At 50.6% G+C, this 13,651-nt stretch carries 18 protein-coding genes; 15 read left to right on the top strand and 3 right to left on the bottom strand.

Going from position 1 to position 13,651, the window contains the following annotated elements; all coding sequences use genetic code 11:
• Positions 1-775, bottom strand: a 775-nt coding sequence (locus tag DKT70_RS17905; protein WP_146612683.1) for a hypothetical protein, incomplete at its 3' end; no start/stop codon positions are given.
• Between the two features lie 251 nt (positions 776-1,026).
• Between DKT70_RS17905 and mobV the strand changes: the two genes are divergently transcribed.
• The 6 genes from mobV (at position 1,027) to DKT70_RS16875 (ending at position 5,425) form a co-directional block, all read left to right on the top strand.
• The gene (gene mobV / locus DKT70_RS16900; RefSeq protein ID WP_146612682.1) at positions 1,027-2,316 is read left to right on the top strand and encodes a MobV family relaxase; all 1,290 of its coding nucleotides are present in this window, start codon (positions 1,027-1,029) and stop codon (positions 2,314-2,316) included.
• Positions 2,317-2,590: 274 nt separating this feature from the next.
• Positions 2,591-3,610 carry a replication initiation protein gene (locus DKT70_RS16895; protein ID WP_111560239.1) on the top strand — a complete coding sequence of 340 codons (1,020 nt, stop codon included), beginning with the start codon at positions 2,591-2,593 and terminating at the stop codon, positions 3,608-3,610.
• Between the two features lie 22 nt (positions 3,611-3,632).
• Positions 3,633-4,016 (top strand): helix-turn-helix domain-containing protein, encoded by a 384-nt coding sequence (locus tag DKT70_RS16890; protein ID WP_111560238.1) that lies wholly within the window; start codon positions 3,633-3,635, stop codon positions 4,014-4,016.
• Between the two features lie 94 nt (positions 4,017-4,110).
• Positions 4,111-4,311: a type II toxin-antitoxin system CcdA family antitoxin gene (locus DKT70_RS16885; RefSeq protein WP_233490644.1), complete on the top strand. Its 201-nt coding sequence runs from the start codon at positions 4,111-4,113 to the stop codon at positions 4,309-4,311.
• Complete coding sequence (locus DKT70_RS16880) at positions 4,311-4,613, top strand: CcdB family protein (RefSeq protein WP_111560236.1); 303 nt, start codon at positions 4,311-4,313, stop codon at positions 4,611-4,613. The genes DKT70_RS16885 and DKT70_RS16880 overlap by 1 nt, the downstream gene beginning before the upstream one ends.
• Before the next feature lie 524 nt (positions 4,614-5,137).
• Positions 5,138-5,425, top strand: coding sequence for a hypothetical protein (locus tag DKT70_RS16875; protein ID WP_146612681.1), 288 nt, complete (start codon positions 5,138-5,140; stop codon positions 5,423-5,425).
• A 39-nt stretch (positions 5,426-5,464) separates the two neighbouring features.
• Here the strand turns inward: DKT70_RS16875 and DKT70_RS16870 are convergent, their stop codons facing one another.
• Positions 5,465-5,752, bottom strand: a complete 288-nt coding sequence (locus tag DKT70_RS16870; protein ID WP_111560234.1) for a type II toxin-antitoxin system RelB/DinJ family antitoxin — start codon at positions 5,750-5,752, stop codon at positions 5,465-5,467.
• 206 nt (positions 5,753-5,958) lie between these two features.
• Here DKT70_RS16870 and DKT70_RS16865 point away from each other — a divergent pair, with 206 nt between their 5' ends.
• The 9 genes from DKT70_RS16865 (at position 5,959) to DKT70_RS17880 (ending at position 13,321) form a co-directional block, all read left to right on the top strand.
• Positions 5,959-6,621: a hypothetical protein gene (locus tag DKT70_RS16865; RefSeq protein ID WP_111560233.1), complete on the top strand. Its 663-nt coding sequence runs from the start codon at positions 5,959-5,961 to the stop codon at positions 6,619-6,621.
• Positions 6,605-7,258 (top strand): hypothetical protein, encoded by a 654-nt coding sequence (locus DKT70_RS16860; RefSeq protein ID WP_146612680.1) that lies wholly within the window; start codon positions 6,605-6,607, stop codon positions 7,256-7,258. Before DKT70_RS16865 ends, DKT70_RS16860 begins: the two co-directional genes overlap by 17 nt.
• A 418-nt stretch (positions 7,259-7,676) precedes the next feature.
• A complete protein-coding gene (locus tag DKT70_RS16855) occupies positions 7,677-8,264 on the top strand; it encodes a helix-turn-helix domain-containing protein (RefSeq protein WP_199559638.1) in 588 nt (195 codons plus the stop codon).
• A gap of 42 nt (positions 8,265-8,306) precedes the next feature.
• Positions 8,307-8,723 carry a helix-turn-helix domain-containing protein gene (locus DKT70_RS16850; protein WP_146612679.1) on the top strand — a complete coding sequence of 139 codons (417 nt, stop codon included), beginning with the start codon at positions 8,307-8,309 and terminating at the stop codon, positions 8,721-8,723.
• 89 nt (positions 8,724-8,812) lie between these two features.
• Positions 8,813-9,808, top strand: coding sequence for a hypothetical protein (locus DKT70_RS17900; RefSeq protein WP_146612678.1), 996 nt, complete (start codon positions 8,813-8,815; stop codon positions 9,806-9,808).
• 255 nt (positions 9,809-10,063) lie between these two features.
• Positions 10,064-10,267 (top strand): hypothetical protein, encoded by a 204-nt coding sequence (locus DKT70_RS17895; RefSeq protein ID WP_146612677.1) that lies wholly within the window; start codon positions 10,064-10,066, stop codon positions 10,265-10,267.
• 2 nt (positions 10,268-10,269) lie between these two features.
• Positions 10,270-10,920 (top strand): ABC-three component system protein, encoded by a 651-nt coding sequence (locus DKT70_RS17890; protein WP_146612676.1) that lies wholly within the window; start codon positions 10,270-10,272, stop codon positions 10,918-10,920.
• Positions 10,921-11,418: an ABC-three component system middle component 5 gene (locus tag DKT70_RS17885; RefSeq protein WP_146612675.1), complete on the top strand. Its 498-nt coding sequence runs from the start codon at positions 10,921-10,923 to the stop codon at positions 11,416-11,418.
• A gap of 82 nt (positions 11,419-11,500) precedes the next feature.
• The gene (locus tag DKT70_RS17880) at positions 11,501-13,321 is read left to right on the top strand and encodes a hypothetical protein (RefSeq protein WP_233490642.1); all 1,821 of its coding nucleotides are present in this window, start codon (positions 11,501-11,503) and stop codon (positions 13,319-13,321) included.
• A 99-nt stretch (positions 13,322-13,420) separates the two neighbouring features.
• On the opposite strand, the gene DKT70_RS18500 is transcribed toward DKT70_RS17880, so the two are convergent.
• The coding region (locus DKT70_RS18500) for a hypothetical protein (protein ID WP_233490641.1) at positions 13,421-13,651 on the bottom strand (231 nt) is incomplete at its 5' end.

Genomic DNA, 13,651 nt, shown 5'->3' with positions numbered 1-13,651 from the left:
AGAAAATTACCTGAGCTCTTTCTTCAAAGTCTCTCCGCATTCCCAAAACAACTACCTGATTATCTTTTACAAGTTCTTTTTTAGTGTATGGTACCAGCGCGTCGTTTTCATCCCGTTTGGAAAGCATTCTGTAAACATAGAGCTCATATCGGTTGTGCACTGGACACCAGAACCCTGAAATAAGCTCTGTGTGCATTTCACGGAATCCCTCCATGCTTAGTTTATATTGAGCCGCAGATTTAAGAGCGACGTTAATAGAGTGCTCTATGCAATTGGATACAACATCACCGCTCAGAATTCCTATAAAGTCATTGTCGGTAAAAGTATCCTCTCCCCAAATTGCGTTTTGTTCATCACGCAGAATATTTCTTTGGCAATCTCTTGCTGCCATATAAATATGGCGTTCTCTTTCTGGATCCCAGACGCAAGTAATTCTTAGATTTTCCATATGAACATTAATTACATTAAGTATGTGCTGAGCCGTCAAAGTGCTGCCGGCAAAAGCGATAAATCCCTTTTGCCTGCTAAAAATATTTCTGTAACCTAAAAAATTATTCCCAGGGGTGAAGTCAGGCTTCCACAGCACAGCTTCTACTTCATAAACTTTTCTGAAGCCATTAAGCAGTGTTCTTTTTTCAGCGCCTGAGGTAATAGCACTGTCTGCGGCCACAAATATACCACGTACTTCCATATTTCTGGGCGTTGCACTTGGCTGAAGCTCGCCAAATATATTATCATCAGTGAGATGTTCATAACCGGCTATAATTAATGTCACAATTAACTCCTTACGTGGTTATTGCTCTAGCTAACTTTGCTCTTGATAAAATCAAAGCCGATGAAATTCTATGGTCAACCTGCTTGTGGCTAAGATCGACACTGCGCTGTTGCAGTGCTGTTAGGCCCAACATGAGCCGCTGAAGGAAGATTTATGTGTCCTATCCCCTCACTGAGGGAGCGAGCGATCAATTTGGCCTTGTGCCAAATTGTCTAGTGAGTACACATAAATCTTCCTTCGGAGATCGGTTCATGGGTGCGCGCAACGATGACGATGATGCCTGGCGCATCCGAGCGGACCGCAGCATCGGCGGCAGGATGCTCCATCTCACCACCCCGCGCAGCTTCGCCATCCTCCGCTGTGCCAAGATCAAGACCATGGGCAACATGGGGGCAAGCCTCCAGCACACCTTCCGGGAACGCGACACGCCCAATGCCGATACCCGGCGCACCCCCGACAACACCATCCTGGTCGGGGGTGATACCAGCCGCGCCGTCCTCGATGCCTGGAAGGACCGCGCCCCCGAGAAAATCCGCAGCAATGCTGTCCATGGGCTGGAGTATTTCGTCGGCGGTTCTCCCGAAGCCCTGAAGACCATGAGCCGGGAGGAGCAGGACGCCTACTTCACCGATGCCCTGGATTGGCTCAAGGCCCGCCACGGGGCGGAAAACGTCCTCTCCGCGGTGATCCACCGTGATGAGAGCACGCCCCACATGACGGTGATGACCATTCCCCTGGACGAACGCGGCAAGCTGAACGCCCGCGCCATCGTCGGCAGCCGGCAACAGCTCTCTGCCATGCAGACCGACTTCGCGGAACGGGTCGGAAAGACCCACGGTCTGGAACGCGGGTTGCAGGGCTCTCCGGCACGCCATGAGCGCGTCCAGAGGGCCTATGCCCATCTCACCGACCCCGATGCCGCCGTGAGCCTCCCTGAGCGGCGCAGAGGCGCCATTCTGGGCATCGGCGGAGAGACGGAGGCGGAATGGCGGGAACGGGCCTCACAGGACGTCTCAGACGCTCTCAGGGGCGTCCAGGCGGCCCGGCATCGCGAGAACCGCGCTCACGCCGTCGAGCTGTTCACTCTCAAGCAGCAGGTCACCGGTACCCCGAAGATGCGGGAAGAGGTCAGCAACCTTCAGTACCAGAACCGCAAGCTGCAACGCGAGCTGAAGGCCACCGAGACCAGGGCCGAGCTGATCGCCAAGGAGAACCGCCGCCTGCGCGCCGTCCAGGACGGCATGGTCGCGGGTGGTCGGGCCTTCGCAAAGGAGAAGGGTTTGGACGAAAAAGCACTGGTGACCCGCTTGCAGACGGCGGCCAAGGAAGCGCTGGACGCTTTCGATGCCCCGGCGGCGAAGCAAGTGGTCAAGGCGAAGACCGCGACCAGGACCAGGGTGACGCCGCAGGCCAAGGCGGCGGTCGAGGCTTCTGCGCATGCGCCAAAGAAGAAACCGACCATCCAAGAGCAGGTCCGGGATGAACCCGTGGCAGAGCATCGGATCAAGCCGAAGGATGATGCCTGGGATGACGGGCACTGAGCCTGTTCTCAGCATCGCGACGGGGTTGTCAGGGGAGCCGGATGAGGTGGTAAAGCGGCCTTTTCAGTCAGAAAATGAGAAGCAAAATGGGCGAAGCCCTTCTTGTTCTAAGTTCTTCTTAGTTCATGGTCATTATTAATGAATAAATTCATTTAGTTATGAGTTTATAAGTAGGATATGGGGACCGATAAGTAGGATATGGGGACTGATAAGTAGGATATGGGGACTGAATCACAGGTTGACAGGTAGATTTTAACGCACCTAAAAATCTACCATGATTAAGACCCTGCAAATCGCGGCAGACCGCGCCCATGATGAGACCAAGACTGTGCTGCCCGCCGAGGTAGCGCGCGGGGTCTACATCGAGAATCCACCAGGTGCCGAAGCTCTCAAGCTGATGCACCTGCTGATCGGCACGGCGGGGGGACGCATGGCCGATGATGTGCGCCACGAACTGCGGCTGGCAGATATCAAGAAGATCGATGGTATGCGAAACCATACCCGCGCCACGATGCGGAAGCTCTTCGTCGAACTGCGGGGAGCGGTGATTGTCTTTGATGACACTGAAGCTCAATGCGAGATCATCGGCGGGTTTCTGGATCAGGCGACGCTGGATTACCGCCGTGAGGTCAGCGACGACCTCCTGGTCGCCTGGTGGTTTGGCAGAGCCTTTCGTGAGATGGCCGAAAAGTCCTGCCACTGGGCTATCCTAGACCGACAAACAGTGTTCGCTCTGTCTTCGAAATACTCGATTCTGCTGTTCCAACATGTCGCCAGCCTCGTGAACCTCAATCACGTTACGAGCAAAACCTTCACCGTCGCTGAGCTGCGGGCTGTGATGGGGGTGCCAGAAGAAAAAATTCAACGGTTTGCCAACCTGAACCGAGACGTAATCCAACCAGCCATTTCTGAAATCAATCAGACATCCAGAATGATCTTAACAGCTACGCCAAAAAAGGTCGGGCGCACTGTCACCAACATCACGATTTCTTGGACAGAAAAGCCCCAGAAAGGCAAACAAGACGCCAAGCGCGAGCTAGACAGCTCCAAGATAGGCCGGAAAGCAAGGCGGGAAGGAAAGGCAGCGATATCGATCACTGCATTTCCCAAAACTGGCAGCATTGCTTATTCGCCCTACTGGATCGATCTGAAGCGCAAAGCTGGCTGCAATGCAGATAACGCCAAGATTGCGACCGACTTCCGGCGCTTCCTGAACGAGCGCGGCATCTCTTGTGACGCAAGCAACATTGAGAAGCTGTTTTCCGACTTCTGCAAGCAGGTGGGAAAACTGTAAAAGTGTCATTCCCATCAAAAAAATGTCTGATATTGTCACTGTCATGACACTGACAAGGCTGACACCACAACAGGCAGCAGAGCGCGCAGGCGTTTCACGCGGAACCATCATGAATGCCATCAAAGACAGTAGTCTTTCGGCGTTCAGAGACAACCGTAATCGCTGGCAGATACCTGTTGAGGAACTGTCAAAATGGATGTCAGAAAGATCTGACATTGCCACTGTCAGCGTTGACAGCTCCTTGCCGCCTCGCGCTGAGGAAAATCTGATCAGAATTGCAGTCTTAGAGGCCGAACTTAAGAGCAAAGATCAGCGGATTTCGGATCTAGAGCATGATCGCGATAGCTGGAAAGAGCAGGCACAAAGCCTAGCGAGACGTCGCCCCCGGCGATGGTGGCCGTTCTAAACCTAAGCTTGCCTACATCCCAATGCGCATATATTATGCGCATGAATCGAGGTGGATTATGCAAGCCCAGACTTCCCTCCGAAAGCCCACTAACTTGACCTTGGACCCGGCGCTGCTGACCGAGGCCCGGTCCTTTGGTGTCAACCTGTCCAAGGCCGCCGAGGCGGGTCTGCGCCGTGCCGTAGCCGCTGCTAAAGCCGAGGCTTGGCAGCGCGAGAACGCCGCCGCTCTGACCAGCTCGAACGCCTGGATCGACGCGCAGGGTCTGCCCCTCGATCAATACCGCCAGTTCTGATGGCCCGTTTCGACGTCTACGCCCGCCCCGGTGGGGCGGCAGGTTATGTCTTGGATGTGCAGGCCGATGTGCTGAGCGGATTGAACACCCGGATCGTGGTGCCGCTCCTGCGTGTCGCGGATGCTCCGATCCCGGCGAAGCGGCTCAATCCCGTCTTCGACATTGGAATCGAGCCGCATGTCATGGTCACCCAGTTCATGGCGGCGATCCCGCGGGCCCTTCTGCGCAATCCCGTCACCACTCTTGATGATCGTGACAGCGAGATCATGGCGGCTTTGGACATGGTCCTGGTAGGCTTCTGACAGCGGCTGACACTCCCCTCACTCAACCTCCGGCCTGCCCATTTCCCCGTAATGGGTGTTATGCGCCGGAAGGACTAGGGGGGCGGGGATCAGCCAGGGGTTGTGGGGCGTTGACAGCGAAAAGGCAGAGCGCATGGTGGTCCCATGGCGCAGCCCCATCCTCCCGCGACAGGGTGCCAGACGGCACGAACCGCCCGCCAAGAGAGACGCATGAGGCAATCCCGGAGGGAGAGATAGGAGAACGAGTTTTGCCCCAAGAACCTAGCCAGAACGCTTCTGAAGCCTTTGGCTAAGCATACGGAGAAGGCGGAACTCCAAGCAGGATTCACGCGCGTTATCAAATTTTCGTGATGACGGAACAAAGCCATTGAACCGTTTGTGATTACACGTATAATCACAAACGGGCTCATTTGCCCACACTGATTCGTATGGTAGCTATGCTTGTTCCAAAATATGCATACGCCACCTGGCAAAACGGGTCAAGTGTTTTTTTAAAAAAACGCACCCAACAGAGAGGTATGTGCATGAAATACAAAGAAGTTTTTTGGAACCAGTTTAGCCTTGAGGATTACGAGGAACGCTTGGGTAAGAAGTCGGCCAAGGCGGCTGAGACTACGGACGCCAAGGTTCAGAGTATCATTCAGAGGCTCCCGGAAGCAGTGCGACGTCACGAGTATCATGACAAGCAACGTGGAATTCGCAAGTTCAGTGATGACGGAGAAATTGTTCTTTATAAAGAACATGATACGAGAATTGAGATTCTCGGTGCTTTCCATGCTACTTCAAATTGGAAGGCGACCTTCAGAGCGTAAAAATGCGTGGGGGCCGGAAGCCCGGTCCCCACGCTACGATCAGCGTTTTCGGTTCAAAACGGCTTGAATCCTGTCGTTGGCATCTGCTTGAGAAACCATAGGGCGTGTTTCGGAAAGAGCTTTCTCAATACGATCCTCGATCCACCGATCATATGCCTCAGGATCAGAACCAATCCCAACAGGCATGCCATTGTCGCGAACGACTCGGTGTAGGAATACACGCACCGCTTCGGATAGCGATATGCCGACACTTTCCAATGCGCGCTCAGCGTTATGCTTCAGTTCTGGGTCTAAGCGCACATGGAGCATTTGAGTAGTCGTAGCCATCAAGATCTCTCCTATAGGTGCAAAAGCAGTTTGTATCTCATATGAGATACGACGTCAAGAAATACTTTGGGTTGGAGGTCCAGGAGGGCGCAGCGCCTCCGGCCCATGGCAATCAGCGGAGCGGCATGAAGGCGCAGCCGGAGTGGATTGCCTAGTGGGTTGTCATTTCAAATGACAATTCTGCCCTTCGCCTCTATCCTAGGGCCATGTTCAAGGCTGCCATCCGCGTCAACAAGATCAAGACCATCGCCCAGCTGCGCGGTCTGACCCACCATGCCGAGCGGGCCGACGAGGTTGGGCGCGCTCGTGTTCGGGAGGGTGCCGTGGCCGGTGATGCCCTCGCCTGGTCCAAAGCCGAGGAGGATCGGGACTATGTGGCGGCCTTCAAAGCGCACAAGGTCGAGCTGAGGGCGGGCGAACGCAAGAATGCCCCCATCGCCATGCAGGCCCTTTGCGTCGTCTCCCCGGAATGGGTGCAGCAGGCAGGCGACCTCCATGACCGCGCCAATCCCCGCAACGTGGCGCTCTTCGACCAGGCGAAGGCCTGGGCGGAAAGCTGGGCGGGCAAGGGCGCGGTCTTCGGGGTGCGGCTCGATCTGGACGAGAAGGGCGGTGCGGTGGTGGATCTGATGATCGCCCCGGTGCGCGACAGTCGCGGCAAGCCCGTCATCTCCACCCAGAAGCCTCTGACCGAGCTGAAGGGGGCCATGGGGGAGCACAACGAATACTCCGCCCTGCAGACCTCCTGGGCGGCTTGGTGCGCCACCAATCTCGACGCAAAGATCGAACGGGGCCTCAGACGCGAGCTGACGGCCCGTAAACACCTCTCCCCGGAAACCTATGGCATGGTTCATGGACAAGGCTCGTGAGGCCGTCCAGCGGCCCGCTGAGAGCCTCCTGGGGGTGTTACAGGCCGCGGAGGTGTCCTGGGATGATGCAGACGCGCTGCGGGACTACCTGCTGCTCAGGGGCGAGATCAGCCGCCACAAGCAGGACCCCTATGGCTATACGCCGCCCAAGGGCGCCATCGACCGGATCGACGCAGAGCAGGCCACCCGGAAGGGCGCCAGCCGCTGGCCCCTGATCGATGCCCTGCGCAGCGGCGCCCACCGAGTCGTGGATGCGGCTTATGACTACGGCATGGGACCGGAGGACCTGGCCAAGTCGAACGGGCACGAGAACGGCCGGCAGTGGTTCCCGGCCCTGGCCGATCGGCTGCACCTGGCCGCGGTGGTAGCGAAATGCGCCCGGTTCTGCGCCTATGCCGAAGCCTTCATCTGCAACCTGACCATTGCCGACCGCTCGAAGCACTACGCCACCGACCAGATGTGGCCCCAGAACTCATCGGAACTGGTGGAGCGCTACAACCGCCACCTGGGCCTCGATCTTCCCCAGCATGTCCAACCTGTCCACGAACGCAAAACGGCTGTGGTCGAGGAAACGCCTAAGCCAGTGGCCGAGGAGAAGAGCCGTAGTCGCGATCATGGCGATGACTGGGGGCACTGAGCCGTCGGGACTACGTGCCGTAGGGGTCGTTTCAGGCCGTTCTGTGGATAACCCTTTCCCCTTCTTGCCTGATCATCCCCATACCCGCGTGGCTCTGAGCCAACCTGTTCCGAGCATCGTGAACCAGGCGAAAAACGAAACCTCGCTGACAGGTAAAAACCGGGCCAGTCCGCGCCGGTCGGCGCTTGCTACCTGGAGGGCTGCTTCGCCCGACACGGCCCGTCCCGGTTCTCACCTGTAGATCATTAGAAGGGGAAAAAATAATAGCCTGTTTTATAATGCTAAAATTAGGGGGGGTGCGTCACCAGCTATGACGCACCCCTGCGTCATTTAGATGGCGCGCGCTATGCCACATTCGTGCACCACATATGTGGCGCACCCTTGCGCCAAGAGCGACGCAATAGTTGACAGGCTTGGCGTGAATCGTGACAAGATTGGCGGGATTAAAGACGGAGCGACCATGAAGATGATGCCAGCCCCCCAACCCTCGCGTGGCACTTGGGTGCAGACCGAAAGGGCCGCGCATGAAGCTTGGGCAGCTTTAATCGACCAGTCGCCACAGGCTGCTAAGATCATGCATATTCTGACCGCCAGAATAGAGGATCACAACGCAGTCGTCGTCTCTCAAGATACCCTTGCCAAACTTGCAAAGGCATCGAGGCGAACTGTTCAACGGGCACTTACTGTTTTGCGTGATGGCAACTGGATAGATATTCGGCAAATTGGCCCCAATGGAACCGTAAATGCCTATGTGATCAATGATCGTGTCGCTTGGGCCGACCGTCGAGATAATCTGCGCCTGTCTATCTTCTCCGCAACCGTGATTGCGGACGCAGAGGAGCAGCCTGACAAAGACCAGCTGCACAGTCTGCCGTCACTTCATCGCTTGCCCGCATTGTTCGATGGCGAGGCACAACTGCCCTCTGGCACGGGTCTGCCACCAGTTTCTCAACCGTACTTCGATGGTCTAGAGCCGGACTTGCCTGCCACTGGGCGCAAGGATTGATGCCCAGTGCGCGCGCCCACACATCTCCACACCTCTTCGCCCATGTCGCCCGCCCAGGTTGCGCAGGCTACTAACACCAGTCGCCGCACAGTAATGCGCGCGATAGATGCTCAGGATTTACAAGCTTTTCGCGATAATCGAAATCACTGGAAAATCACCGCTCAAGCCGTTGAAATGTGGGCATCTGCCCAGTGCGCGCCCAGTGAACAAATCTCTCCATTTATTGTTCCTGATCCGCCATCTGCCCACACCGCCCGCGCGAGCGAAGTAGAAGAGTTGAAAGCGGAGCGTGATGCGCGACGATTAGCAGAAGTTGAAGCAGCAGAGTTACGCGGAAAGCTGGCCGCGACTGAAGCAGAGCGCGATAGGCTATACAATATTGTTCAGGGCTTGAAGTCTTTGCCATTAAAACCATCAAACCATACAAGTCGAAGCTGGTGGCCTTGGAAAAATAAGTAGCACGGCCGACAAATGTCGCTACGGTTCGACCGCAATACAGCGATTAAGCAAATCCAGATCATATTAATTTAATCAGAAGGATTTACGAAATGGAAGCAAAAAATATAAAAGACATAAAGGATATTCAACTTTTTGTTTCAAATATGTACCCAAATACAGACCGAGATTTTTCATATATATTTAGTTATACCGCGCGCCATATAGGTTATTTGGGAAAATCACTCAACCAAAGACGACCAAGTATCGATGAATTTGTCAGAACAACATCTTGGATATTTGCACTAGCCAACAAGCTGAATATTGATATTGAAAATGCTCTTATTGAGCGTCACCCTGGCATATGCCCATATTGTGTGACGATCCCTTGCAAATGCCTTGAGACAAATAAAAAACCTTACATAGACATAAAAGCTTACAATATTCCTCAAGAACTTACATATCAAGCCTCAGTAATCAAACTGCAAGGAAGCATTACCTTAGCTGAACATGCCAAACGTCTAGCTGCTATATATCCAGGGAATGCATACATTTGGCGCTTCAGCGGACCTTGGATGCACACATCAAAAATGCAAGAGGAATTAGCCGAGGTTCATGAAGCAGCAACTAGGTTTTTTAGCCAGAGAAAAAATTTAAATGCTGTATCAGAGGAATTTTCCGACCTACTAGCATGGGTTCTATCTGCTTGGAGAATTTCATTTCCGAATGAAGCAATTGATGAACAATTCATATCTTTTTACCTCAACGGATGTCCCGTTTGCGGCAAAAAAACCTGTGACTGCATGCTATATTCAGACTCAAGCTCGCAGCTAGTTGAGCCTAGAATAATTGAGGAACTGGGTCTTTTATTTCTACAGTTAGCCCGTGAGGTAGGTACAAGCGATTTCGATATTAAAGAAATTCAAAAATCTTTGAGTAAAGCTGCTGAAACTCAGAGCGAACCTGTAGCACGAACGGCTCTTTTAGAGGTGAAGAACAAGACAACTGAAATAGAGAGGCTTGTAGAGCGTGGCGCAGGGAATGCGAAAAATATAGCAACAATAATAGAGGCAATTAGAAAATTTTTTGATAGCTTCCCATTCATGTAGCCCTAATTATTTAGCAGCTTGCCTTGTAGCCGTCCGCTCCGCTCCCCCACTCAACCCTGAGCCTGCCCTGTTCTCCGTAATGGGTGTTATGCGCCGGAGCGAAGGGAGGGGTAGAGATCAGCGCAGGGTTGTCATGTTGCGTTCTCTTAGGGTGTAGTGTGACCAGAAATGACCTTGTGAACGTCGTAAAGACACCGAGAAGCCAGCAGCCATACTCGAAAAATTTACAATAAAATTAGAATATAAGGAAATAAAATGTTTGATTTGCTCTCTTATCTCGTGACGTTCCTTGCCGGTTTGGGCGCCGGCATAGTTATAAAAATTAGAATAGACGCCAGCAAAAAGAATAACTCTGTCGTTAATAGCTCCAATGATAGGCAGGGATCTGTCAACCAATACAACAACACCGTAGGTGGCAATTTAAGTGGTCGCGATGTCAATGTGACACGGGATCAGTAACTATGGCCAATGATTCTGATGAGCCAAAGCGAACAACAGAAATAGCACTGCCTATAAATAATTCCGTTTCTGCTACGCAGAATGACAACCGCGTAGAAGGAAACTTGGCTGGTCGTGACGTCAACCAGACTATTCACAATGGAAACGTAATTTTTGCTTATCCAAGCATACCTCAGGCTCCCAATCCGTTTAGAAAATTGTATCTTCGCCTAGAAAATGAGGCTGCTGAGAGCAAGGTGCTTACTACCTACATAATGCAGCTGGAGATTTACACTCGTCGCGTTGAAAACGAAGACGTTATCGGGCTTGAAGAAAAACTAAAGCTTGCTGGAAGAGATCATCAAATAACTATTGGCATGGCGTTAAAAGAAAATGTATATTCAGACTTGAAGTCAAATATTTTTTCGCCGGCATACCAACTAATTGTTGCTACTCTTATGTCAAAAATACATGAAAGATTTGAATCCCAGATCCGGCCAAGAATAAAGGATGGCATCAGCAATGGGGAAATTGATAGGCTGTTCTCCGAAATAGTCACAGTTCCAATATCAAACGAATTGGATGAATGCCCTCAGTTTGACAGTGTAGCAATGGACTATGTTCGAGGCATGGTATATTTCTTGACTGGCAATTGCCATATAAGGTGGGATTAAATGCTAGTTTACCACCCGGCATTCGATATTTATCACGGATTTTTTCGGGCAGTTCTGCTTCTTGAAAATACACCAACAAAATCCATGCCCGCCGATACGCTTCGTATCGTCGACTTATATTTTATGTTTCCTTACTTGCTTCACCATTTAGACTTCCCGCGGGGTGCAGGATCAAAAGGACGGAAACTTGCTGGTGATCGTTCTAAATTTAACACTTTACCATCACCTAAATTATTTCTTGAGCAGACAAAAGGACTGCACATGTTAGTTGTTGCAGGCCTTGAGGGCCATGGATTTATATCATCTGAAGCTTTAAAAGTCGCCGTCGTACAAAGAACAGAAAAATCGGTGCCGCTTGAAATAATTAAGAGTGCCACAGCAAAAGATATAGAACTTGCAAGTTACCTTGGAAACTCTATTGCAACAATCCCAATTTTTGGGAAACGCGGACTTAAAGAACGTTCTAAGCTAATGGAGTTTCGTTATGATCCGGCGTGATCCATCATTGCGTTTAATTCGTCTTCTGGTCACCAAATCCGGAAAAGTTGCCTACGATCAGTCGTTCCATACGGGCGTTAATATGATCAGAAGCCAAGGCAATAGTCGCGGAAAGTCAACAATTGCGGAGCTGATTTTCTTTGCGCTAGGAGGAGATCTGACAACGTGGAAGATTGAAGCTGGGATCTGTGACCAAACCCTTGCAGAAGTGTCTCTTAATGGATCAACTTTAACACTCCGGCGAGATATCTCTAAAGATGCAAAGCAGGTTGCCATGTGGATCTACTTTGGAACCCTAGAAGAATCTAGCAAAAGTGGGCCGCAAGGGTGGAGTAAATATTCTTACTCCCGATATGGGGACAAAGATGGGTTTAGCCAAGTTCTTTTCCGAGCATTAAATTTACCTGATGTTCCTTCCGATGAATCAAACATAACTATGCATCAGTTGCTCCGCCTAATGTATGTGGATCAAATGACGCCCGTTAATGCTATTTTTAGAATGGAAGAGCGCGATTCGCCCAACAGACGCCAAGCCGTAGGCGATCTTTTATGCGGCGTACTTGATGACAGGATCTATCCTAGTCAAATTCGTGCGCGACAACTCGATAAAGAGTACACCGAGGTTGCTAGCCAATTTGCAGGCCTTACTCGTGTCTTACAACGAGTAGATGAAAATTTGGACTTCTCAGATTTGCTTAGTAAGGTTTCTTCTACCGAAGAGAAGAGACAACGAACTGTCGATGACATCGAAAAACTCCGTAGCGAGCGATACAAAACAGGACAAAGCTACTCTCAAAATTCTGATGTACTGAGTTCTCTAAGAAATGACCTGGATAAAGTGAGTCGTGATATTGTAGGAGTGCAACTCGATCATGACAGGCTCGTTCTTTTGATTGAAGACTCCTCTTTACTAGTTGAAGACTTAGAAAAAAGCATCGTCCAAATCTCTCAGTCGCAGGCTACTGGGGATGCACTTGGACCTTTAGTATTTTCTTTTTGTCCAAGTTGTTTTTTACCTACTCAAACTCCTTCAATAGTCGGCCATTGCCATCTCTGCAAAGAAGAAATTAAAGAGGACCACGAAGCCTCTCGATATGCCCGGCTTCGAAATGAGCTTGAAATGCAACTTAAGGAATCAAGAACATTACAAAGAATTAGAGCCAAAGAACTTAGTGATTTAAAAGAAAATTTAGATGGGATGCATCGCATAAGAGACCTTCTCTCTGATGCGTTGCTTGATCAATCCAGACACTACCTGACGGAAGCTGATTCAAAAATCGAATCCTTAACCCGCTCGCTTGGTTATCTAGACCGTGAATTGATCGACTTAGATCGTGAACGAAGGCTTGCTGATGAGGTTACCCAGCTATCAGAACAAAAGAAGCTTCTAAACGAACAATTGTCGAATCTTAAAAATAATATTTCCGACTGGATTTCAAAAAAAGAACAGCGGCAATCTTCCGTATATTCTTTAATTTCTAAAATAACCGCTGAAATAATATCGTCCGATCTTCCAAGCGATATAGAAGACGTCTCTGGAGAAGGTGTCAGATTTCATTTCGGAGACAACTCTATTGTTGTAAACGAAAAGCGCGGTTATTCAGCAAGCTCCCTCACTGTTATAAAGAACGCATTCCACCTAGCGCTCCTTTTTGCATCCTGTGTTGATGCAAGAATGAAATATCCAAAATTCTTGCTTCTTGATAATATTGAAGACAAAGGAATGACCGAAGAAAGAAGTAAGAATTTTCAAAAAATAATTTTGCAACTGAGCAAGAGTACTGACGTAGAACACCAAATAATCTTTACCACATCCATGCCTGAATCGTCGCTGGATCAAGACAGTATTACGGTTGGTCCCAGGTACACAGAGAGTAACAAATCGCTTAATATACAAAACTAATAGTTTATACACAAATCTTGTACTACCGATTGCACAATATGCAGTCGGTAGTTAGCCCCAGAAATAGCTCTTATAAAGTAAATTTCTCAGTCCCTCTCCTTAAAGATCAATCCTAACTCGCAACAGCTTTTCACCATTAAGCACTCTTAGGGAAATTGGTCTATCAATCTCTTTCGAGTGCCTATCTTTAACTTCCTGTACGGCTAATTTTAAAAATTCATATATCTCTGTGCTTGGCGTAGCGAAATTAATCAATGAATTTGAGAAAATTACCTGAGCTCTTTCTTCAAAGTCTCTCCGCATTCCCAAAACAACTACCTGATTATCTTT

This window comes from Paracoccus sediminilitoris (assembly GCF_003259195.1).
GTDB classification, from domain to species: domain Bacteria; phylum Pseudomonadota; class Alphaproteobacteria; order Rhodobacterales; family Rhodobacteraceae; genus Paracoccus; species Paracoccus sediminilitoris.
This window is presented reverse-complemented; position numbering and strand designations above follow the sequence as displayed.

What these genes read in the sequence shown, in the direction of transcription:
- DKT70_RS16860 (WP_146612680.1), top strand. Translation starts at nt 6,605, where the DNA reads ATGGACAAGGCTCGTGAGGCCGTCCAGCGGCCCGCTGAGAGCCTCCTG.
- DKT70_RS17890 (WP_146612676.1), top strand. Translation starts at nt 10,270, where the DNA reads ATGGCCAATGATTCTGATGAGCCAAAGCGAACAACAGAAATAGCACTG.
- DKT70_RS17885 (WP_146612675.1), top strand. Translation starts at nt 10,921, where the DNA reads ATGCTAGTTTACCACCCGGCATTCGATATTTATCACGGATTTTTTCGG.
- mobV (WP_146612682.1), top strand. Translation starts at nt 1,027, where the DNA reads ATGGGTGCGCGCAACGATGACGATGATGCCTGGCGCATCCGAGCGGAC.
- DKT70_RS16875 (WP_146612681.1), top strand. Translation starts at nt 5,138, where the DNA reads ATGAAATACAAAGAAGTTTTTTGGAACCAGTTTAGCCTTGAGGATTAC.
- DKT70_RS17880 (WP_233490642.1), top strand. Translation starts at nt 11,501, where the DNA reads ATGATCAGAAGCCAAGGCAATAGTCGCGGAAAGTCAACAATTGCGGAG.
- DKT70_RS16880 (WP_111560236.1), top strand. Translation starts at nt 4,311, where the DNA reads ATGGCCCGTTTCGACGTCTACGCCCGCCCCGGTGGGGCGGCAGGTTAT.
- DKT70_RS16865 (WP_111560233.1), top strand. Translation starts at nt 5,959, where the DNA reads ATGTTCAAGGCTGCCATCCGCGTCAACAAGATCAAGACCATCGCCCAG.
- DKT70_RS17895 (WP_146612677.1), top strand. Translation starts at nt 10,064, where the DNA reads ATGTTTGATTTGCTCTCTTATCTCGTGACGTTCCTTGCCGGTTTGGGC.
- DKT70_RS16890 (WP_111560238.1), top strand. Translation starts at nt 3,633, where the DNA reads ATGTCTGATATTGTCACTGTCATGACACTGACAAGGCTGACACCACAA.
- DKT70_RS16850 (WP_146612679.1), top strand. Translation starts at nt 8,307, where the DNA reads ATGTCGCCCGCCCAGGTTGCGCAGGCTACTAACACCAGTCGCCGCACA.
- DKT70_RS16895 (WP_111560239.1), top strand. Translation starts at nt 2,591, where the DNA reads ATGATTAAGACCCTGCAAATCGCGGCAGACCGCGCCCATGATGAGACC.
- DKT70_RS17900 (WP_146612678.1), top strand. Translation starts at nt 8,813, where the DNA reads ATGGAAGCAAAAAATATAAAAGACATAAAGGATATTCAACTTTTTGTT.
- DKT70_RS16870 (WP_111560234.1), bottom strand. Translation starts at nt 5,752, where the DNA reads ATGGCTACGACTACTCAAATGCTCCATGTGCGCTTAGACCCAGAACTG.